Source organism: Corynebacterium kefirresidentii (genome assembly GCF_016599755.1).
Lineage (GTDB): Bacteria > Actinomycetota > Actinomycetes > Mycobacteriales > Mycobacteriaceae > Corynebacterium > Corynebacterium kefirresidentii.
Genome location: NZ_CP067012.1, coordinates 1418463 through 1437949 on the forward strand (window position 1 = coordinate 1418463; position 19487 = coordinate 1437949).

The window sequence follows — 19487 nt, forward strand, 5'->3', positions numbered from 1 at the left end:
ACTATGAGCGATATCACTGTCTATGGTGCCACCGGGCTTGTCGGGCAATTGGTGGCGCGCTACCTTGCCTCGATTAACGCGCCCTCTGTGACTCTGGCCGGCCGGAACCGACCGGTGCTAGCCGCGCTGCGCGATGAACTCAATCAGCACTGGGACATCGCCATCGCCGCCGCCGATGATGCCGACGCTGTGGAGCACATGGTGGAACATACCAAGGTACTAATCACCGTGATCGGACCCTACAGCCTTTATGGGGATAACGTCGTTGCCGCCTGCGCGCGCCATGGCGTAGACTATGTTGACCTGTGCGGTGAGGTTCCCTTTATTCGCCGCAGCATCGATTCCCACCATGCCGTGGCCGAATCTACAGGTGCGCGCATCGTTCATTCCTGCGGCTTCGATTCCGTCCCCTCGGATATTGGCATGCTCAATCTCTACCAGGCGGCAGGAAAGCCGTTTGCACGGGTGCAGATGGTCGTCGACAAGCTCAAAGGCGGAATCTCACCGGGCACCATAGAGTCTTCCCTGCAGGTCTCGCATGCCGCGCACGCGGATAAAGATGTGGCCCGCAACCTGCACAATCCTTACTCACTAGACCCGGATCCCAAGGCCGGGCCACGCTTAGACGGCCTTCAAAATGACTTCGAAATCAAAGAAGTCGACGGCGTGGGCTGGGTGGGTCCATTTTTCATGTCCATGTTTAATACCCGCGTGGTGCGCCGCTCCAACGCTCTGCTTGGGCGGGCGTGGGGCAAGCGCTTGTTTTATAAGGAAGCGTGGTTTGCAGGGACTGGGCTAGCCGGTCGTGCACGGGCCTATGGACTGGCACTCGCCACCAAGCTGCTTTTTGATGGCACCCAATCACGCTTGCGCCCCGTGGTGGAAAAGGTCCTGCCCACGCCTGGGCTTGAGGGCGCACATTTCCACATCAGCCACCACGGTGTGACTGAGGACGGCGAGCGCTGGCTTGCAACCGTCTCAGCGCAGGGGGACCCCGGCTACGAGGTTACCGCCATGATGCTGAGCCAGGCTGCACTCTGCCTACTCGAATCGCGCACCGACTCTGACCGCACAGGAGGCGTGCTTACCCCGGCCACCGGACTAGCTGAGCCGTATTTGGAACGGCTATCCTCCCACGGGATGTCCTTTACTGCCAAGCGGGTGAGCTAACGCAAAATCATGGTGCGCAAAGTGGTGCGGGCAATGAGCTCCCCGCCCTGGCGCATCTCAACGCTCCACAGGTGGGTGCGCCCGCCAAGCTGCACTGGTGTAGCCACAGCCTCCAGTTCCCCCTGTCCCGTAGAGCGGATAAAGTCGCTGGAATTATTCACTCCTACTGCGGGGGCGTCGGCAGCCACCACGCTCGCGATGGAGGCCACGGTTTCTGCAATGGAACAGTACAGCCCGCCATTGGCCACTCCCCAGGGCTGATGATGCTCGGGCTTAACCTGCAGTTTCGCACGCGCCTCGCACGGGCCTATATGGGTAAATTGCAGCCCTATCAATTCCGCAAGGCCGCCATTGAGGGCATTAAGTGACGCCAATTCTTCTGCAGTGAGTACCCGCGTATGAGCGAGGTGAAGCAAGTCATTGAGTTTCTGCGTATCCGACATAGTCCACCAGCCTAGCCATTGATGCCAGCACCGCATCTCAGTGACGTAGGATAGGCAGCATGACTGATAAGAATGAACTTGCTCAAATTGGCGTCGTGGGATTGGCGGTCATGGGATCTAATTTGGCCCGTAACTTTGCCCGCAACGGCAATACCGTAGCGGTCTACAACCGCAGCCCTGAAAAGACCCATGCGCTCATTGAGGCTCACGGTGAGGAAGGCAATTTCGTGCCTTCGGAGACCATCGAGGACTTCGTGGCTTCTTTGGAGCGCCCACGCAAGGCAATCATCATGGTTAAGGCTGGCAAGGCCACCGATGCGGTCATCGATCAGCTGGCTGAGGCCATGGATGAGGGCGATGTCATTATTGATGGCGGTAACGCGCTGTTCACGGACACCATTCGCCGCGAGAAGGACGTAGCCGCCCGCGGCAAGCACTTTGTGGGTGCTGGCATCTCTGGCGGCGAGGAGGGTGCGCTCAATGGCCCGGCTATCATGCCTGGTGGCCCGAAGGAATCCTGGGAGACTCTTGGCCCGATTCTTGAGTCCATCGCCGCTAATGTTGATGGCACTCCATGCGTTACCCACATTGGTCCAGATGGCGCCGGCCACTTTGTAAAGATGGTCCACAATGGTATCGAATACGCCGATATGCAGGTCATCGGCGAGGCTTATCAGCTACTGCGTTACGGTGCAGGCATGGCGCCGGCCGAGATCGCAGAGGTATTCCGCGAATGGAACTCCGGCGACCTTGACTCCTATCTCATTGAAATTACCGCCGAGGTTTTGGCCCAAAAGGATCCGGAGACTGGTGCCCCGCTTGTCGACGTCATCGTAGACGCCGCCGGCCAAAAGGGCACCGGCCGCTGGACTGCCATCAATGGCTTGGAGCTCGGTGTTCCCATTACCGGCATCGCCGAATCGGTCTTCGCCCGCGCGCTTTCCTCCTCCACCGCGCAGCGCAGCGCTGCCCAAGAAGGCCAGCTGCCTGCCGGCACTATCAAGGAGCTGGACGTGGACAAAGCCGCGTTTATTGAAGACGTGCGCCGCGCCCTTTATGCGGCCAAGCTCATTGCTTACTCCCAAGGCTTCGATGAGATCAAGGCTGGATCCGAGGAATTCGGATGGGATGTGGACCCTCGCGACCTAGCTACTATCTGGCGTGGCGGCTGCATCATCCGGGCCAAGTTCTTGGATCGCATCCGCGCAGCCTACGACAATAATGCAGACCTTCCTGCCCTCATCCTCGATCCTTACTTCAAGGGTGAGCTGGAAGACCTCATCGATCCGTGGCGCCGAGTAGTCGTCGCTGCCACTCAGCTGGGCCTACCGGCCCCAGTCTTTGCCTCTTCCCTCTCCTATTATGACAGCCTGCGCGCCGAGCGCCTTCCCGCCGCCCTGATTCAAGGCCAGCGCGATTTCTTCGGCGCACACACCTTCAAGCGCACCGATAAGCCAGGTGCCTTCCACATCGAGTGGTCTGGCGACCGCAGCTTGACCCAAATCGACTAGATTCGTATTTCTTTGATGGGGCCCTTCGGGGCCCTTTCCCATATTTAGCAGGCGCTTCCACACGAATGCGGCGATCCGCCTTACTGCCGATAGTATGGGTAAACAATGACTACCTTTGCCGATCTCGGCTTACCCCAGCGCCTAGTGCACGTATTGCGTGACCAAGGCATCACCGAACCATTTCCCATCCAAAGCGCCGCGATTCCCGACGTCCTCGCGGGCAAAGATGTACTCGGCCGCGGCCCTACCGGTTCCGGAAAAACCTTTACCTTCGGTTTACCCATGCTCGCGCGCCTTGCCGGAACGGGTGCTTCCAAGCCCGCTCATCCCCGTGCGCTCATTCTTGCGCCAACCCGGGAGTTGGCCACCCAGATTTACCAGCGTCTTGATGAACCTGCGGCAACGCTTGGCTTGAGAGTTCTCGCCGTGGTGGGTGGGGTAAATATCAATCACCATATCCGCTCGCTGGCACGCCCCGTCGATGTTCTCGTCGCCACCCCTGGCCGCGCCCAAGATCTCATAAACCAGGGAAAGCTGTATTTGGATGCGGTCCGCATCACCACCCTTGATGAGGCCGATCAAATGGCCGATATGGGCTTTCTACCCCAGGTACGCAAACTCCTGCGGTTGACCCCAGCAACAGGTCAGCGATTGCTGTTTTCGGCGACCCTCGACGGGGACGTCAATAAGCTGGTGGAGCAATTCCTCCACGATCCTATTGTCCACTCCACTGCTCCGGTTCAAGCTGCGGTGGACTCCATGTCCCATCATCTCTTTTTCGTCGGTGACCGTCCGGCGCGGAATGAAGTAGCCTTGCGAATTGCTGCTCGCCAGGGCAAAACCATCATGTTCATGCGTACGAAGCACGGGGTGGATAGGCAAGTCAAAAAGCTGCGCCGTGCTGGCATCAATGCTTATCCGCTACATGGAGATAAGGGGCAAGGCGCGCGCACCCGCGCCATCGAGGGCTTTAGCGATGGCAGCGTCCCCGTGCTGGTTGCCACAGATATTGCCGCGCGCGGTATCGATGTTGCGGATGTTTCCCTCGTCGTTCATATCGATCCACCCGCAGAACACAAGGCATATCTCCATCGCGCTGGGCGCACGGCACGTGGCGGCGCGGCGGGGACCGTCGTTACTTTGGTCATGGATGAACAACGCAAGGAAGTATCAGCGCTTATTAACAAAGCAGGGGTCACGGCTACTGAGCACGATATTTCTAGCCGCGATAATCCTGCAGGTGCACCTGTACTCAAGGAGGTAACGGGTGCTCGCAAACCGAATGGTCCCGCCCTTCCCCCGCCTGGGCAGGCCACGCCCCAGAACCAAGCGAAGCCCGCAAAGAAGAAATCCCCATCTCAACGCCGCCGCCCAGGTAGTAGAAACACCCGTCGCCGCGGCCGCTAAGACAAGGAGGAATGCCCTCGTGCACACTTTGAGCCCGGATGATTGGCAAGCTCAGCTGCAACAACACGAAAAGCAAGCCACCGACCGCTTAGAGCGTTTCCGCCACCCTGGCAGCTATCACCCTGTCTTCGATTTTCTCTTTGAGTACTATCCCGTCCGGCCTTCCCACTTGAAGCGTTGGCACCCGGGTGTAGGAATAGCGCTAGAAGGCACTCCCCCACACGCCGAATGGCGCGACTACCACGCCACCCCAGACCGCGTAACCGTCGATGTGGCTGGCTTTCTACAACGCCGCGGTAGCTCGGTTCGTTATATCTCGAATCTTCTTCGCCACTCTGCAAGCAACCCCGCCCACTTTGACTGCTTTGGCCTGCACGAATGGGCGATGGTTTACCACACAGACACCCCGCGCCATTCGCTTCCTTTGCGCCTAGGTGCAGAAGGCACAAACCGCGTTGTGGATGAACACTCAATTAAGTGCTCCCACTACGATGCCTTCCGTTTCTTCACCCCACCAGCTCGTCCGCTTAACCTCACCGTGCTGCACCGCGAAGACCAGCCCGCAAATGACCAAGCGGGCTGCGTACACGTCACGATGGATCTTTATAAATGGGCGTGGAAGCTAGGCCCTTTGGTTCCCGGCAAGCTATTCCTTGACTGCCTAGATTTGGCGATTGAAGCACGCATCCTAGACATGGAGGCCTCTCCTTATGACTGCCGTGATTGGGGTCTCGGGGTAGTGCCCATCGAAACCCCTGAAGGCAAAGCCGAATATGTCTCTCGGCAGCGTTCCCTGGCGCAGAAGGCCGAACCGCTGCGAGCCAGGCTTGTCGCTGTGATAGATCAGGCACTCGCCCCGCTACAATAAGCCACTAACAACGGCAGTTTGCTTGGGAGGAACACACCACATGGCACGGCATTCAAATGGGAAAAATACCTTCGCAGTAGCGGGATGGGTTATTGCAGTGGCTGTCATCGCGCTTCTGGCCATCATCGCCTTGGTGACCTTCCTCGTGCGAGGTATGGACAACGCCGATGAGAACGATGCCGCTGCTCCCGCAGCTGTTGAAAGCAGCAGCGAGGCTACAACGGAGATGACCACGAAAACGACCTCCAGTGTCCCCACTTCCGCCGCGCCTACCAGTTCTTCCTCTCCACGGAGCTCCGCCCCAGCTCCTAGTTCCGCAGCACAACCCAAACCCGATCTAACGATGGCTGCAAATACCCTACTTCTTTTGGATACTTCCTCCTCAATGGCTCCCATCTACGGTCCTGTCTCCCAGGCCTTGGGCACCACCGCGTCTGACCTAGCTGCTGACGGCGGGGCTGTGTCCTTGTGGAATTATTCTTCACCCATCTCTGAGACGGCAACGGTTGGCTACCGCCAGAACTTGGGTTTTGGGGATGGCAATGCCGTATCCGGCACCCTCGGCGGCTTTGGTACCGGCGGTGTTCCACAAACGCGCAGCGCTGTTGTAGCGGCTGTAGCTAACGCTGCCGACCAAGCTGCAGGTAGCGGCGACAAGGCGCGGGTGCTCGTGGTGACTACAGGTACCGAGCAAGACATGGATGATGCTCAATTTACGGCTGCACTTAAGGACGCTGCTTCGAAGGACGTTTCCCTCAGTGTCGTGCACGTAGGTGAAGGCAACGTGGATGCAGCTCTAAAGTCCGCAGCCGATAGTTTCACCACCGTTGACTCAGCGGAGGAAGCCAAGCTTACTGGCGCTATAACTAAGGCCGCAGGCGTTTAATATCCAACCGCCCTTTCCCTCGGCACCAAACGATTATGTTGGGTGCCTTTATTTCTATCTCCATAGAGGTACCGACAGCTAGGCACAGGTGGCACTTCAATACTCGAGCCCGTGTTAAAAGCCGGATTGAAGCGCCTTGGGCTAGGGCCCAGCGACGCGAAGAGATACAAGGTTCCGAGGGGCGCTTAACGTAGGCTGCTCGTTGTTTGGAGATCAAAAATCCACCCTATTTCCCCGTGAGCCGGGAAATAGGGTGGATTCTTATGTTCAAAGCCTAGGAGCTCTTGCGCTTGCGACGGGCAGCAAGCTCGTCGAGCCCGACGACGTTGTCCTCGGCGAAGTCTTCGATGCGTTCCGAAGGGAAAGAAGAAATGGTACCGGACAGTTCCTTCAAGATACCAGGAACTGCAATGCCAAAGACGCCCTGGCCACCGGCAAGCAAGTCAATTACCTCATCGTTAGAACGGCACTCATACACGGTGGTGCCATCTGATACGAGGGTGAGCTCTGCCAAATCATTGACACCACGATCCCGCAGGGACTCAACGGCCAAACGGATATTTTGCAGGGAAATGCCGGTATCTAGCAGGCGCTTAACAATCTTGAGTACCAATACATCCTTGAAGGAATACAGGCGCTGGGAACCAGAACCACGTGCCGTTCGAATGGACGGATTCACCAAGTTGGTGCGTGCCCAATAGTCCAGCTGGCGATAAGTAATGCCGGCAACCTGGCAGGCAATAGGCACGCGGTAGCCCACTTCCTCATCAGGTCCGACATCAAAAAGTGATTCCTGTACGTAGGTGGATTCGGACTGGGAGTCCTCGATAATGCTCACGTAATTACTCCAATGGGGTTTGTTGGAAGTTCTAAAGATCAATTAAAAGCCAAGCGCATGCACCCGTCAAGCGCTGCCTGCTCAACTTTCAAGTACAACTTTAGACTTCTAGAACCACATTGTCACCATTAGTCACACGCGTGTCATTAATTTTTTTCTTCATCATCCCCCGAAAGGAAATCCTTTTCTTCCATTCCCAAAGATCTCATCATGGCCTCGAAATCCGCATCTGCCTGCGCATTCCCTGATGCCGATGTGGAAGACTCCGCGTTTTCGCTGCCAGTTTCCGAATCATCTTGAGAAGGGGTAGAAATCTCCAAGTCGAAATATTCTTTCAGATCCGCATCACTGGCATAAACGGATACCTGCGCGAGGAGCTCCGCCTCGGCAGAAATGGGGACATTGAAAAATTCGGATACAGCTAGCGCATCGCTAACCCGAGCATCATAAGCCTCGCCGTTCGCAGCCTTAATGTCTACCATGAACGTTCCCTGGTGGTAGTTGGCAACGTCTATGGATTCCACCCCGCCTGTTGCCTCAAGGATCTCGCAGATCAGATCGTGCGAGTTGGGCCGGTTTGGCTGGTGCCCATCTAAAGCGGCGGCCAATTGCATGCCCTCAATGGGAGAAATCCACACGGGGATCAAGCGATTTTCCTCTGGCCAGCGCAACAATGCGCAGACATCATCTTCAGGACCGACTTGGTGGATTCCGTGGAACTCTAGGGTTACATCACTCATGACTACCACTCTCCCACAAAGATGGAATTGGTGGTGTATTAAGCCTGGTATTCGTCACGTAGGTCTGATTTCACCAGGGTCGCATGCAAAGACACCACGAGCGCGGTCATCTGCTGGGAGATTTCTTCCGCCTTCTGGTGTGCAGTATCAGAGTTTGAGTGTGCCACTGGAGCTGCGGCCTGGGAAATCAGGTCAGCCTGCCGGCGCGCGTTATTGCGCAGGGACTTAAGCTCACGGGCACCGAAACCAAAAGCCTTGAGGGCCACGGCGGCTGAGACAATAGCCACGTCATCGGTATTGAAAAACCCAGCAGCATCTGGGCGAATGAGGCCGTACTTCACTAAGGATGCGACGTCATCTTCACTGGACCCCGCCTGCGTGGCTACCTCTACATCAGTCAAACGCGTGACGACAGGGGCCTTAAACTGCTGCGGGGACAGGAGGGTTTCGGCATGGCCCGCAGAAACAATGGCGGTGACCTGACCGGAATCCATGGCCTCTAGCTGCTCACGGATAACCTTTAGCGGCGTATAGTTATCGCGCTGAGTGGTGAGAATATAACGCAGCCGGTCCACGTCTTCTTGGGTGAAGCGGCGGTAGCCCGAGGCCGTGCGCTGCGGGCTAATAAGCCCCTCTGATTCAAGGAAGCGAATCTTGGACACCGTGACGTCTGGGAATTGCTGATTCAGCGTCTCCAAAACCACGCCAATGGACATAGTCTTAGCCTTTTTAGCTTTGGGGCTGGTACGGCGTACTGCTGCTGCCGAAGAATCTGCTGCGCTCACTGTGTCTATCTCTTAGGGGTCCTGAAAAAAGTTCTTATCGTGCCATACGTAGACTACACCGCCCTTCCTCGAACGGAAGCGCGGCTGGTCTACGAAAGAATTAGCTCTGGTTAGCGATGAAAACCAAACGGAACTTGCCAATCTGGATTTCATCTCCCACCTCGAGCACCTGGGAGTTGCGTGGCTCGCGGTTCACGTAGGTTCCGTTGAGGGATCCCACGTCAACTACCTCAAACTTGTCATCATCATTCTTGCGGAATTCCGCGTGACGGCGGGATACCGTAACGTCATCGAGGAAGATGTCCGCCTCGGGATGGCGGCCAGCGGTGGTAGTCGCCTGGTCCAACAAGAAGCGGGCACCCGCATTCGGGCCGCGCTTGACCACCAAGAGTGCCTGGCCCTCTGCCAGGTTATCGGTACCGGCAACGGCAGTCTCGTTGCCATTCGCGCCGTTTTCCATCTCCTTGAGCAGGTCTGCGCGGAATACAGATGTGGTCTCTACCTGTGGTTCCGGGGTTCCGGTGTTCTCGCTCATTGTTACCTCCGGGGATTAGTTACGAGTTACTTATGACAATACTAGCGACTTATTTGGGTCCGCGACCCTTTGGTGGAGATTTATTTCACCGGAAAATGTTTCCGATACCGCTTAGCACGGAATTTCCCTTGCCCGCAAGGGGGTTATCGGAAACCATGTAGGTCCACGTAGCACTCGGGCGGGCTAGGCCGGCGTCATCAAGGTGCGCCCCGGCGGCGTCGATAAGCACTGTGTGGAAGGTTTCCACCGATTTTTCGACGGCCCGCTGGGCCAAGTCCTTAAACTCCCTTACCGCAATGCGGTGGTATTCATCGATCGGCGTCTCGCGGGCGATAGCGCGCAAGTGAATGGACTCACGGACATCGTCCATGAGCTCCAGATGGTCGGCCCATGCAAGGTCCAAGTGATAAAGCATGATTTCGCGTGCGGCCTTAACGCGAGCTTCCTCGGGAACCTCCGCAAGCTCTGCTGCGCGCTCTGGGGCGCGTTGGGAAAGCTCCTGCCAGGCTTGATCGGTATCCAAAAGCTTGGCTCGGCGCTCATCAATGATGATGCGTTGATCAGCTAAGAGCTGATTGTACTTCCATGTCTGGGCATGGATCTCGAGCAATTGCCCTTCGGTCACGCGCTGGCAGTGCGCTACAAAGTCACTGACCCGTTTGGACTCGATACGTCCGTCCTCGGCCGGTTGGGCGCGGACAGTTTCGCCGTCGCCGCCTTGCTGAACCACGTCATCCTCCAAGGAGACAAAGAAGAGGGAAAGCCCCGGATCTCCTTGCCGGCCCGCACGCCCGCGCAGCTGGTTGTCCAAGCGGGCGGTGCGGTGCCGCGAGGTACCGATGACCGCTAGGCCGCCAAGCTCCGCTACTGCGTCATGGTCGGCCTCACTAGCGCCGCCCAACTTGATATCAGTACCACGACCGGCCATCTGGGTAGAAACGGTAACGCGCCCGATATCTCCGGCCTCGGCGACTATCCGCGCCTCTTGCTCATCATTTTTGGCGTTGAGGACATTGACCTCAATGCCCCGCTTGCCCAGTGCATCTGCCAAATCCTCCGATTCGGCGACATCCTGCGTGCCCACCAGGATGGGTTGCCCCGTAGCGTGGATGGCGGCGATTTCTTCCACGATAGCGGCAGATTTATCCTCGACCGTCGCAAAGATACGGTCTTGTTCGTCAAACCGCTGCAGAGGCTTATTACGGTCAATAACAGAGACGTGCAGACCGTAGAACTGGCGCAGCTGATCGGTTGCCTCCACCGCGGTGCCCGTCATCCCGCACACCAGTGGGTAGCGCCGCATAAGTTCTTGCAAGGTGATGGTATCGAGAATGCGCCCACCTTCAGAGACTTCCAGGCCTTCCTTGGCCTCTACCGCCGCTTGCAGGCCATCGGGCCAGCGCTGCAGGTCGGCAACGCGGCCCCGCGAGGCATCGATAAGCTGCAGCTTGCCGTCAACCACAATGTAGTGAATGTCTCGGATAAGCAGCGCTTTGGCATGCAGGGCAAGGTTAACCTTCACCAAAATGGTGCCGATATTCTCCTCGGAATAGAGCGAATCAATGCCCAATTCTTGCTCCACACGGCGCGCACCATCTTCGGTCAATTGAACGGTGCGGCCGTCCTCAGAGATGATGTAGTCCAGCTTTTCGCGCAGGTGGGAAACCACATTGGTGATATGTCCGGTGGGTGCTTCGCCCGGTCGGTTTCCGGCAAGTACCAGCGGCACAAGGGCCTCATCTACCAAGACGGAGTCGGCTTCGTCCACCAAGGCAACATCCCCGGCGGCCTGCACGGTGTGGGAACGGTCAGTGATCTGGTTATCGCGCAGCAGGTCGAAGCCTAGCTCGTTCACGGGCGCATAGATAATATCCTGTGCGTAGGCAACGCGGCGCTCGTCCGGAGTCATGCCCTCTGTTACCGAGGCAACGCTCAGGCCAAAGAACTCCACTACGGGGCGCATCCATTCGGCGTCGCGAGCAGCAAGATAGTTATTGACGGTAACTACATGGACGCGCTTTCCGGTCAGCGCAAAGCCGGTGGCAGCCATGGCACCCACCAGTGTCTTGCCCTCACCGGTGGCCATCTGGATGACGTCTCCGGTGAGTAGGCGCAGGACCGCTTGTGATTGCACGTTAAAGGGGTTCATGCCCAGGGTGCGTTCGCAGGCCACTGCCAGGGCCGCGAGGAACTGCGCCTTGTCCACTATCTCACCGGACTGAACGGCATCGCGCGCGGCCTGGGCCACAGCTGCGTCATCGTGCTGGCTCAATGTCCGGGCAGCTTCGTCTGCCGAACCCACGATGGCCTTGGATTTCTTATTATTACGCTCGCTTTGCGAGCCCATTGCCTTCCAGAACCAATCAAACGCGCCCATGACTCATCCTCCTTAAATGGATTGCTCCTATCGACTGTAGTCAACCTCGTATGGATTGCGGGAAAGAGGCCCGTTATTCTAGTTCTCATGCAATCCGTCAATGTAAAGCTGCCTTCGAGCCGGGGTACTGAGATGGCTGGAACCATCGACTTCCCGGATTCTCCCCCGATCGCCTACGCCATCTTTGCCCATTGCTTCGCCGGCTCCCGCCATACCCCTGGTGCCGCCCGCACCGCGAAGCAGCTCACCGAGTTCGGCATCGCCACGCTGCGCTTTGATTTTCCCGGCCTGGGCCAGTCCGCCGGTGAATTCGGCGATACTACCTTTAGCCAAAACGTCGATGACATCCACGCCGCAGCCGCGTGGCTGACGGAACACTATTCTGCACCCCAATTGCTGATGGGCCACTCGCTGGGCGGAGCCGCCGCTTTGAAGGCAGCTAAGACCATGAAGTCCCTCAAAGCGGTAGCTACCCTCGGCGCCCCGTTTGATCCAGCCCACTCCGTGCTTCACTACGCGGATAAGATTGGCGAGGTCGACGCCAATGGTGAAGTAGAAGTCGTCCTCGGCGGCCGCGGGCTCATCATCTCCCGCAAGTTCTTGGAGGACTTGGCAGATACCAACCCCGAGGAATATCTGCCTAAGCTACGCAAGCCCTTGATGGTGTTGCACTCTCCCATCGACCAAACCGTGGGTATCGATAATGCGCAGAATATCTTCCTCCTCACGCGCTACCCCAAGTCCTTGGTCTCCCTCGACAAGGCCGACCACCTGCTCACCAAGCAAGGTACGGCCGCTCGTGCAGCGGATCTCATCGGGGCGTGGGCCGAGCAGTTTATCGTTCCCGATTACACGCCGGAAGAAGTAGGTACCGACGCCGCTGTTGCGCAGCCGGCTACCGGCACCAAATTCGGCGTGGTCGTGCGCCACAATGACCATAGCCTTAGCGCCGACCGCACTAAAAAGAACGGCGGCAAGGGCAAGGGTTTTACCGCCGAGGGCCTTCTTATGTCTGCCCTCGCTGCGGCGTCGACCCAAGCTATCAAGGAGGCTGGCAAAAAGCTCGCGCTTGACGACGTCCATGTGAGCATCATCCAAACCGGCCCTGCCAGCTTCGAGCGCCGTATCGAACTCGCCGGTAACCTCTCAGCGGAAGAGGTATCAATTTTGCACTCTGCCGCGAAGGATACTGATGTCGAGCGCATGCTAGGCAACGTCACCATCGTGGACGCACACTAATGCCTGCTTATGACTCCTCGCGCCGCTGCCCTTGTGGCACCGGCCTTTCCTACGGCGAGTGCTGCGGCAAGTACCATGCCGGTAGCAATGCGCCCACCGCAGAAGCGCTCATGCGCTCCCGGTTTAGCGCTTTTGTTACCGGCGACGAGGAGTACTTGCTGCGCACGTGGGATCCTGTCACTCGACCTGAGGCCCTCGACTTGGCAGACTCCCCCATTAGGTTCTACCGCCTCGATATCCTAGATACCCAAGGCGGCGGCCTTATGGATAGTTCCGGCGTAGTGGAATTTGAGGCGTTTTATAAGGGAGCAGCTGTCGGTTCGCAGCGCGAACGTTCCTCGTTCCGCCGCTTCGACGGTACGTGGGTGTATTCCACCGGCGAGCTTTAACGCAGGTTACACCCCAAATTTCACAGTAGAATCCTACTGATGTAATCTAGATGAGTCGCACAGTGCGACGGCGGGCTATGGCGCAGTTTGGTAGCGCACTACACTGGGGGTGTAGGGGTCGCAGGTTCAAATCCTGTTAGCCCGACAAATAGCGGCCAGCACCTACACGGTGCTGGCTTTTCTTATACTGCAAGCAAAATCGAGATTCCCAGCGCAATGAGCACCACGGGAAAGAGCACACTCTCCCACTTCTCCAGCGCTTCGGCTATTCCAGGCCGAGTTGCCACAAACCGCGCCGCCCAAACCAGTGGAGCTACAAGCGCGAGAAAGACGGCACAATAAACTGCTACTTCGGCCGGCGTAGAGGTAGTAAAAACGGGCACGTATACGCCGATATTGTCCCCTCCATTGGCAAAAGTGACTCCGGCGACCGCCAGCGTGCTCAGCTTTTTGCCGGAAATATCCTCATCGTCATCCTCACCTCGGAATGCCTGCCACGCCGCCCACAGGCCCAGCAACAACGGGATGAGGCCAAAGTAGCGAATGAGATCGGTCGGTATAACGGCGTTGAAGCCCAATCCGACAACGGAAGAGGCCACCAGTATGCCAAGGAAACCGAGATACTGGCCCATCAGTATCGCGGCAGTTGTTCCCTTGCGCCCAGCACCGCGGGCGAAAAAGAGGGATAGCACTATAATGTCATCGATATTGGTGGCCACAAATAGCCCAGCGGCCGCTGCGAGAGTAGTAAGCACTCACCCAGCCTATCGCGCCATGACACTTGTCATGAAAATTTCATGACAGATCCTATTCACCATTCTTGCTGGCCCCGAATACCTTTTAGGTATGAGCACGACAGACCTTAGGGCTAAACACACGCCAGCCATAAAAGTATCCGGAGTCAGTAAAACTTTCGCCACGAGGAGCTCAGAGCCGGTCCGTGCGCTGAGCGAGGTTTCATTTAGCATCTCCCAAGGCGAGATCGTAGGGCTCCTAGGCACCAATGGTGCAGGTAAAACCACCCTCTTTGACCTCATCCTAGGGCTCACCACCCCCACCGCAGGCAACATTGCCGTGCTTGGCCGCACCCCACGGGCCGCCGTCCAAGGCTCAGAAATCGGTGCCGTATTGCAAACCGGCGGCCTCCTACCCGAACTCACAATCCTAGACACCCTGCAGATGATGTCCGCCACCTTTCCGCATCCCCTGCCAGTCGGGGATATAGCCGAACAAGCCGACCTCACACGGATCCTTCACCGAAAGGTGGGCAAATGTTCTGGCGGCGAGCAACAGCGTGTACGCTTCGCCCTCGCACTTTTAGGCAATCCCCGCGTTCTCTTGCTCGATGAGCCTACTGCAGGAATGGATGCTAATGCTCGCCACGAGTTCTGGACCACCATGCGCCGCCAGGCAGAGTTGGGACGAACTATTGTCTTTGCCACCCACTATCTGGAGGAGGCGGACAATTTTGCGCAAAGGATTATTCTCCTTCATGAAGGCAAACTACGTGCGGATGCAAGCGCCCAGGATTTTCGCGAGCATTCGGCCCAGCGCATTGTCGAGGCGAGGTTCGCAGGGCCAGTCCCCTCTACAGACGAGCTACCGATTTCTGCCGAGATTTACCAATCCGGCGACTACGCCCGCATGGTAACCAGTGACTCTGATGCGCTTGCAAGATACCTCCTTAACCACACCTCGGCGCGCGACATCACAATTCGGAACCGCTCCTTAGAGGACGCATTTTTAGCGATGACTGCGCCCCAACCTTAACCAGCCACTTCTAGTAAACCTTTGCACAAGGAATCTCCCATGACGATAAAACCTGCAACCACCACTGCACGAACCCTGCGGTTTGCTGCCCATAACCTGCTGCGCCTGCGTCGAAACTTCACCCCGATATTTTTCAGCACCATTTTGCCGGTGTTTTTCTATCTCCTCTTCGGCGCCATGATGGACTTTGGCGATACCCCCTTTAAAGGAGGTAATTATGCTGCCTTAGAAATGATCAGCATGGCACTCTACGGCGGCGTCGCTGGTTCCGTTGCAGCCGCTGGCTCCGCCGTCACCGATGCCAAGACTGGGTGGGCACGCCAACTAGCGCTTACTCCATTACGCTCACGCCAGCTGCTATGGGCAAACCTCATATCCATCGGCTTTCAAGCCCTGCTACCCATTACGGCAGTATATTTGACTGGCGCCGCTACACATGCGGAAATGCAGCCACACCAGTGGATCTTAAGCTTCATTTCCTGCCTCCTAGTTTCCATTCCCTTGGGCTTCTATGGCTTGGTGTGGGCAATGGCGTTGCCCACCGACAACTCCGTCGCAATCGCCTCGACGTCTGTCGTTCTTTTTCTTTTCGCGGCGAATGTGTTCACACCGCTGACCAAGCCGCTAATGGAGTGGGGCCGCTTCACTCCCCTTTTCGGTCCAGCTGTACTAGCCCAGTGGCCTCTGGCAGAAGGAAGCCAGTTTCTCAACGGGGATGAAGGCACGATTACGCACCCGTTGTGGATGGCGTGGCTAAACTTCACGGTATGGACGACAATCTTCCTGACCGCGTGTCTCCTGCTACGCTCCCGCGACAAAGCTCGGCGCTGATGTCATCTCTCCGAGAGCCATTCCGCGGTTTCAGCCTCAAAAGTGCGCTTTTTGCCAGTGTGTGGTTAGTCTTCCTCATTCCCGGACTGGGGAGCACTTTTGCCGCGCCGGGGATGACCCTTACTAATCAAACCGGGGCCCTTTCGTGCGCTCTAGTGTTCGGTCTTGTCTATTTCTTCGCTTTCGGCGCTGGAGGCTACTACCCCCGCGGATGGCGGGTAGAGCAGCGAATCGGGCTGTATTGGTTTGCACTTGCAGCCATCGCGGTATTGTCGACTGTCTTCTTCGGGAGCATTGCCGTCATTTTTGCGCCGTACTTGGCGGCATTGCTCGGCTTTAACCTTCCTTTGCGCCACAGCTTAGCGTTCACCCTTCTTACAGGGACTGTGGTGGCTGCTGCCACTTGGTACCTTACGCCCAAAAATATCGGCTGGGTCCTCATCGTCCTTTTCGCTTGGCCAATATTTTTAGTGCTGCTCGGCACCTTTTCCCAGCGTCAAGATAGTCGCGCAGAGCTAGAACGCCGATTGGAGCTGGCACGCCAGCGCGAGGATATTGCGACCGATGTTCACGATCTCTTGGGGCACTCTCTTACCGTGATTAATCTTAAGTCCGAGCTGGCGCGCCGGCTAATAGATACGGATCCACAGCGGGCAAGGCAGGAACTGCAAGAGGTAAGTGAGCTTTCTCGCCGAGGTCTGGCGGAAGTCCGCTCCACAGTGACTCGGATGCGTATGCCCACCTTTGAAGGCGAAATCCACGCCGCTCGGAGGGCGCTCGAAACCGCGGGTATTGCGCCCTATTTGCCTTCGGCTACCAAGGCCACTGGTCTTTATGACGCCGAATTTTCCTGGGCGCTGCGCGAATTGACCACCAACGTGGTCCGGCACTCCGGTGCCACCCATTGCTGGGTCCAAGTGACAGACCACCAACTGCAGGTAGCAGACGATGGCTGCGGATTCGGTGCAGAAGAAAGCCTGTTCCGTCCCCAAGGAGGGCTTAATGGTCTGCGCAAACGCGTGACAAAAGCTGGCGGGCAGCTGCTTTTTACGCGCCGCAATGACTGCACGCTCGCCTTGGTTACTATGGACGGAGACAACGACTTTCTTCCTCTTAGCACCGACGGAGGTGTAGGCGATGCCTGAAACCATTCGAGTTCTCATTGCTGAGGACCAATCATTGGTGCGAGGCGCGCTAGTTGCTCTCTTGGAAACAGAGCCAGACATTAGCGTTGTGGCACAGTGTGCAACGGGTGCGGAGGTTGCGGGGCTCGTCGCCAAGCATAGCGTCGATGTTGCTCTGCTGGATATTGAAATGCCCGGCAAGAACGGGCTAGATGCCGCCGCTGAACTGCAAGGCACGGGCTGCCGCAGCCTCATAGTCACTACCTTCGGCCGCGGTGGCTACGTGAAACGGGCGCTGGAGACCGGAGTTTCCGGGTTCGTAGTCAAAGATACCCCGCCAGAAAAACTAGCCGAAGACATTCGGCGGGTGCACTCCGGGCTCAAGGTCATTGACCCAGCACTCGCCCAAGAGACCATTTTCATTCAGGAAAATCCACTGAACACACGCGAACAGGAAGTCGCAAAATTTGTCTTGAAAGGTAGCGGAACTCACCAGATCGCCCGCAAGGTACACCTGAGCAATGGCACGGTACGCAATATTGTATCTTCGCTCATCGCTAAAACCGCGGCTGAAAATCGCTTTGAGGCAGCGACCATTGCGCAAGCACAAGGTTGGCTTTAATAAAACGCGGCCCCAGTGCTGAAATCCCCCTGTTGCTTGTATATGCCTAATCGGGCCTTTTTAGCTCGAGCACATTGACCATGCCCTGAAGGATTATATCCATCACCTTAGAAGCCAGGTTGAAGTAGAAATTAGCCGAGTGATAGCGCAAGGCCCCTACGGTACTTAGCTGCGAGAGGCCGTGGATGGAAGCCCACAAAGCTGCAATCTGAGTAAAAAGAATCCACGGCGAACGTGGTCCATTAGACTCAGAAATGGCATCTCGCACCAAATTCATGATGAAGGTAAATGCCTTGCCCATATCAAATGGTTGCTCAGTTTCGCCGGTCTCGTCGAAAGAAACGGGGACGATTGAGCGGCTAGAGACCTCAATGAGGGCAACAAACCCAATGGGATCCTCAAGCGCATATTCCAAGTACCCAAAGCCGGTTGCCTTGATATAAGCAAGTCCGTGGGAGCCTTCAGGCAGAACCTGGTTTTGGCGCATGATTGCCAGCGTATTAGCTTCATCCAAGGATTCTTCCAAAGCACGCAACAGGTGAGAATCGCCGTCAAAGAGATGCTCGGCATCTGGCAGATCTACGCCCGCCCGTGCAGCTGCTGAGCCCAGATGCAGATTAGGAAGCCCATTGTAGACGATTTCTTCCGCCGCACCTCGGAAAATGGCTGCGCGCTTTTCCTCCGCCGTGCACTTTGGCATGTCCTTTGCAGCAGTAGTAAACGGGACCGGCGGTTCCCCAGAAAGCGCCTCTGGTTCGAAGGGGGCTATCTGCCCGTCGCGCAAGCAAATTTCCAAGCCGGAAAACAACGTCTCAAGACAAGCATTAAAGGTCTGCTTCTTCGCCGTCGGCGAAAGGTGTCGCATAATTCCAAACGTGGCCAAGTGGGTAATTCCCTGCAGCTCACACAAGAAAGAGAGCGACTGGATAACTACCAGCCGGTGCTTAAACTCGCCCCGTGCGGCAACTGCCGCATCCCGCATGTGCTCGAGTACCCAGCGGAAGATGGGAGGAAATGCGTCGAAGCTTTCCGCCTGCTCAATGCCGTCTTCAAAGTTGGGAAAGCTCGTCGCCGTCTGACAGTTATTATAAGCAGCGAAATAGATCGGGTTTTCAATAGCTAAGTTAAAGTAAACCTTGGCTACTTCACGAAGTTTCTCAATAGCCGCAGCATCATCCGGCAACCTATCTAGTGCCTTAAACGCTGCCACACGGATTCTTTCATCCAGGAATCGGCTGGTTTGAATATATAGGTCGTGGTCGTCTTCAAAAAAGGACTTAGCTTCATCGACTGGCACATCGATTTGCTCCGCGACAGCACAAACCTGTAAAGCGTCGCGCCCACCCTTGGCCAGGATACGAGCACTCTGCTCCAGCAAGCGCTGCTTAGCGGAGCCCGCGTGGGAGACGGAGCCTTCAAGATTGTTCACACAAATAATCCTAGCGATTTCCTGCAAAAATTCAGCCCGATTCGCCCATTTTATAGTTCAATTCACCCACAAAAAGGTGACATCACTGGGATAGACCTATTGCAGATCACTGCGTTCAAGCCCGATACAATTTTGGCCCCAACCCTGACGGGTTGGGGCCAAAATAAAAACTAACTGTTCACCCGTCTAGCAGGTGAACGCTATTTACTCGTTGCCGAGCTTGCCATCAGCAGCGTCGCGAGCCTTGTCGATCTGGTCTGCCTTGTCCTCGCCCAGCTTGCCCTTAGCTGCGTCAGCAGCCTTGTCCAAGCCCTTATCGGTGAGCTCTTCGCCCTTGTCGGAGTTCAGTGCATCCTTGGCCTTATCGAAGATACCCATGTGGTTATCCTTTCTTCTAGTTCTAGCTTTGTCTAATTATTGCCGTGTCCGGCAACACATCCCAACGTACCGATACTTCTAGCTCCATGCCACCAAATCGAGCGATTGAGTCACTAGACCAAATATTCTTTTCCGCTAAACCAAA

At 56.6% G+C, this 19487-nt stretch carries 20 protein-coding genes and 1 tRNA gene; 12 read left to right on the forward strand and 9 right to left on the reverse strand.

The genetic code is table 11. The annotated features are described in order from the left end of the window. The first annotated feature begins 3 nt into the window (after positions 1–3). On the forward strand, positions 4–1170 hold the full coding sequence (locus I6I12_RS06850; RefSeq protein ID WP_200287510.1) for a saccharopine dehydrogenase family protein: 1167 nt from the start codon (positions 4–6) through the stop codon (positions 1168–1170). Here the strand turns inward: I6I12_RS06850 and I6I12_RS06855 are convergent. After that, a complete protein-coding gene (locus I6I12_RS06855) occupies positions 1167–1613 on the reverse strand; it encodes a PaaI family thioesterase (protein WP_200287512.1) in 447 nt (148 codons plus the stop codon). The two genes, I6I12_RS06850 and I6I12_RS06855, sit on opposite strands and share 4 nt — an antisense overlap. A gap of 59 nt (positions 1614–1672) precedes the next feature. Between I6I12_RS06855 and gndA the strand changes: the two genes are divergently transcribed. The 4 genes from gndA (at position 1673) to I6I12_RS06875 (ending at position 6285) form a co-directional block, all read left to right on the forward strand. Next, entirely contained in the window at positions 1673–3124 is a 1452-nt protein-coding gene (gndA, locus tag I6I12_RS06860; RefSeq protein WP_023021580.1) for an NADP-dependent phosphogluconate dehydrogenase, read from the forward strand. Positions 3125–3229: 105 nt separating this feature from the next. Further along, the gene (locus I6I12_RS06865) at positions 3230–4531 is read left to right on the forward strand and encodes a DEAD/DEAH box helicase (protein ID WP_023027850.1); all 1302 of its coding nucleotides are present in this window, start codon (positions 3230–3232) and stop codon (positions 4529–4531) included. Between the two features lie 19 nt (positions 4532–4550). Next, a complete protein-coding gene (locus I6I12_RS06870) occupies positions 4551–5399 on the forward strand; it encodes a 3-methyladenine DNA glycosylase (RefSeq protein ID WP_200287514.1) in 849 nt (282 codons plus the stop codon). Between the two features lie 40 nt (positions 5400–5439). After that, positions 5440–6285 (forward strand): hypothetical protein, encoded by an 846-nt coding sequence (locus I6I12_RS06875; RefSeq protein WP_200287516.1) that lies wholly within the window; start codon positions 5440–5442, stop codon positions 6283–6285. A gap of 274 nt (positions 6286–6559) precedes the next feature. On the opposite strand, the gene I6I12_RS06880 is transcribed toward I6I12_RS06875, so the two are convergent. The 5 genes from I6I12_RS06880 to secA2 form a co-directional block, all read right to left on the reverse strand. Further along, a complete protein-coding gene (locus I6I12_RS06880; RefSeq protein WP_023021584.1) occupies positions 6560–7123 on the reverse strand; it encodes a MerR family transcriptional regulator in 564 nt (187 codons plus the stop codon). Between the two features lie 146 nt (positions 7124–7269). Further along, positions 7270–7863 (reverse strand): bifunctional nuclease family protein, encoded by a 594-nt coding sequence (locus tag I6I12_RS06885; RefSeq protein WP_200287518.1) that lies wholly within the window; start codon positions 7861–7863, stop codon positions 7270–7272. 38 nt (positions 7864–7901) lie between these two features. Further along, positions 7902–8648, reverse strand: coding sequence for a transcriptional regulator FtsR (ftsR, locus tag I6I12_RS06890; protein ID WP_034655346.1), 747 nt, complete (start codon positions 8646–8648; stop codon positions 7902–7904). Positions 8649–8748: 100 nt separating this feature from the next. After that, entirely contained in the window at positions 8749–9183 is a 435-nt protein-coding gene (gene odhI, locus I6I12_RS06895; RefSeq protein ID WP_023021587.1) for an oxoglutarate dehydrogenase inhibitor Odhl, read from the reverse strand. Positions 9184–9268: 85 nt separating this feature from the next. Beyond that, positions 9269–11560: an accessory Sec system translocase SecA2 gene (gene secA2 / locus I6I12_RS06900; RefSeq protein ID WP_200287520.1), complete on the reverse strand. Its 2292-nt coding sequence runs from the start codon at positions 11558–11560 to the stop codon at positions 9269–9271. A gap of 87 nt (positions 11561–11647) precedes the next feature. On the opposite strand from secA2, the gene I6I12_RS06905 reads away from it, so the two are divergent. The 3 genes from I6I12_RS06905 (at position 11648) to I6I12_RS06915 (ending at position 13333) form a co-directional block, all read left to right on the forward strand. Next, positions 11648–12799, forward strand: coding sequence for a bifunctional alpha/beta hydrolase/OsmC family protein (locus I6I12_RS06905; protein WP_200287522.1), 1152 nt, complete (start codon positions 11648–11650; stop codon positions 12797–12799). Beyond that, entirely contained in the window at positions 12799–13188 is a 390-nt protein-coding gene (locus I6I12_RS06910; RefSeq protein ID WP_023021590.1) for a YchJ family protein, read from the forward strand. Before I6I12_RS06905 ends, I6I12_RS06910 begins: the two co-directional genes overlap by 1 nt. Positions 13189–13259: 71 nt before the next feature. After that, positions 13260–13333: transfer RNA gene (locus I6I12_RS06915), tRNA-Pro, on the forward strand. A gap of 37 nt (positions 13334–13370) precedes the next feature. On the opposite strand, the gene I6I12_RS06920 is transcribed toward I6I12_RS06915, so the two are convergent. Further along, the gene (locus I6I12_RS06920) at positions 13371–13943 is read right to left on the reverse strand and encodes a cadmium resistance transporter (RefSeq protein ID WP_200287524.1); all 573 of its coding nucleotides are present in this window, start codon (positions 13941–13943) and stop codon (positions 13371–13373) included. Positions 13944–14034: 91 nt separating this feature from the next. Between I6I12_RS06920 and I6I12_RS06925 the strand changes: the two genes are divergently transcribed. From I6I12_RS06925 to I6I12_RS06940, 4 genes are all read left to right on the forward strand, one after another. Continuing rightward, positions 14035–14958, forward strand: coding sequence for an ABC transporter ATP-binding protein (locus I6I12_RS06925; protein WP_200287526.1), 924 nt, complete (start codon positions 14035–14037; stop codon positions 14956–14958). 39 nt (positions 14959–14997) lie between these two features. Continuing rightward, entirely contained in the window at positions 14998–15789 is a 792-nt protein-coding gene (locus I6I12_RS06930) for an ABC transporter permease (protein ID WP_200287528.1), read from the forward strand. 155 nt (positions 15790–15944) lie between these two features. Next, positions 15945–16934 carry a sensor histidine kinase gene (locus tag I6I12_RS06935; protein WP_234288095.1) on the forward strand — a complete coding sequence of 330 codons (990 nt, stop codon included), beginning with the start codon at positions 15945–15947 and terminating at the stop codon, positions 16932–16934. Beyond that, on the forward strand, positions 16927–17535 hold the full coding sequence (locus tag I6I12_RS06940) for a response regulator transcription factor (RefSeq protein WP_200287529.1): 609 nt from the start codon (positions 16927–16929) through the stop codon (positions 17533–17535). The genes I6I12_RS06935 and I6I12_RS06940 overlap by 8 nt, the downstream gene beginning before the upstream one ends. 46 nt (positions 17536–17581) lie before the next feature. On the opposite strand, the gene I6I12_RS06945 is transcribed toward I6I12_RS06940, so the two are convergent. Both I6I12_RS06945 and I6I12_RS06950 read right to left on the reverse strand, forming a co-directional pair. Continuing rightward, positions 17582–18964 (reverse strand): hypothetical protein, encoded by a 1383-nt coding sequence (locus I6I12_RS06945; protein ID WP_200287530.1) that lies wholly within the window; start codon positions 18962–18964, stop codon positions 17582–17584. A gap of 204 nt (positions 18965–19168) precedes the next feature. Beyond that, entirely contained in the window at positions 19169–19342 is a 174-nt protein-coding gene (locus I6I12_RS06950; protein ID WP_005324698.1) for an antitoxin, read from the reverse strand. Between the last annotated feature and the right edge of the window lie 145 nt (positions 19343–19487).

Excerpts from the sequence above, each read along its gene's own strand:
- I6I12_RS06850 (WP_200287510.1), top strand. The coding sequence starts at position 4 with ATGAGCGATATCACTGTCTATGGTGCCACCGGGCTTGTCGGGCAATTG.
- secA2 (WP_200287520.1), bottom strand. The coding sequence starts at position 11,560 with ATGGGCGCGTTTGATTGGTTCTGGAAGGCAATGGGCTCGCAAAGCGAG.
- I6I12_RS06875 (WP_200287516.1), top strand. The coding sequence starts at position 5,440 with ATGGCACGGCATTCAAATGGGAAAAATACCTTCGCAGTAGCGGGATGG.
- I6I12_RS06905 (WP_200287522.1), top strand. The coding sequence starts at position 11,648 with ATGCAATCCGTCAATGTAAAGCTGCCTTCGAGCCGGGGTACTGAGATG.
- I6I12_RS06885 (WP_200287518.1), bottom strand. The coding sequence starts at position 7,863 with ATGAGTGATGTAACCCTAGAGTTCCACGGAATCCACCAAGTCGGTCCT.
- I6I12_RS06930 (WP_200287528.1), top strand. The coding sequence starts at position 14,998 with ATGACGATAAAACCTGCAACCACCACTGCACGAACCCTGCGGTTTGCT.
- odhI (WP_023021587.1), bottom strand. The coding sequence starts at position 9,183 with ATGAGCGAGAACACCGGAACCCCGGAACCACAGGTAGAGACCACATCT.
- I6I12_RS06925 (WP_200287526.1), top strand. The coding sequence starts at position 14,035 with ATGAGCACGACAGACCTTAGGGCTAAACACACGCCAGCCATAAAAGTA.
- I6I12_RS06950 (WP_005324698.1), bottom strand. The coding sequence starts at position 19,342 with ATGGGTATCTTCGATAAGGCCAAGGATGCACTGAACTCCGACAAGGGC.
- gndA (WP_023021580.1), top strand. The coding sequence starts at position 1,673 with ATGACTGATAAGAATGAACTTGCTCAAATTGGCGTCGTGGGATTGGCG.
- I6I12_RS06855 (WP_200287512.1), bottom strand. The coding sequence starts at position 1,613 with ATGTCGGATACGCAGAAACTCAATGACTTGCTTCACCTCGCTCATACG.
- I6I12_RS06865 (WP_023027850.1), top strand. The coding sequence starts at position 3,230 with ATGACTACCTTTGCCGATCTCGGCTTACCCCAGCGCCTAGTGCACGTA.
- I6I12_RS06940 (WP_200287529.1), top strand. The coding sequence starts at position 16,927 with ATGCCTGAAACCATTCGAGTTCTCATTGCTGAGGACCAATCATTGGTG.
- I6I12_RS06910 (WP_023021590.1), top strand. The coding sequence starts at position 12,799 with ATGCCTGCTTATGACTCCTCGCGCCGCTGCCCTTGTGGCACCGGCCTT.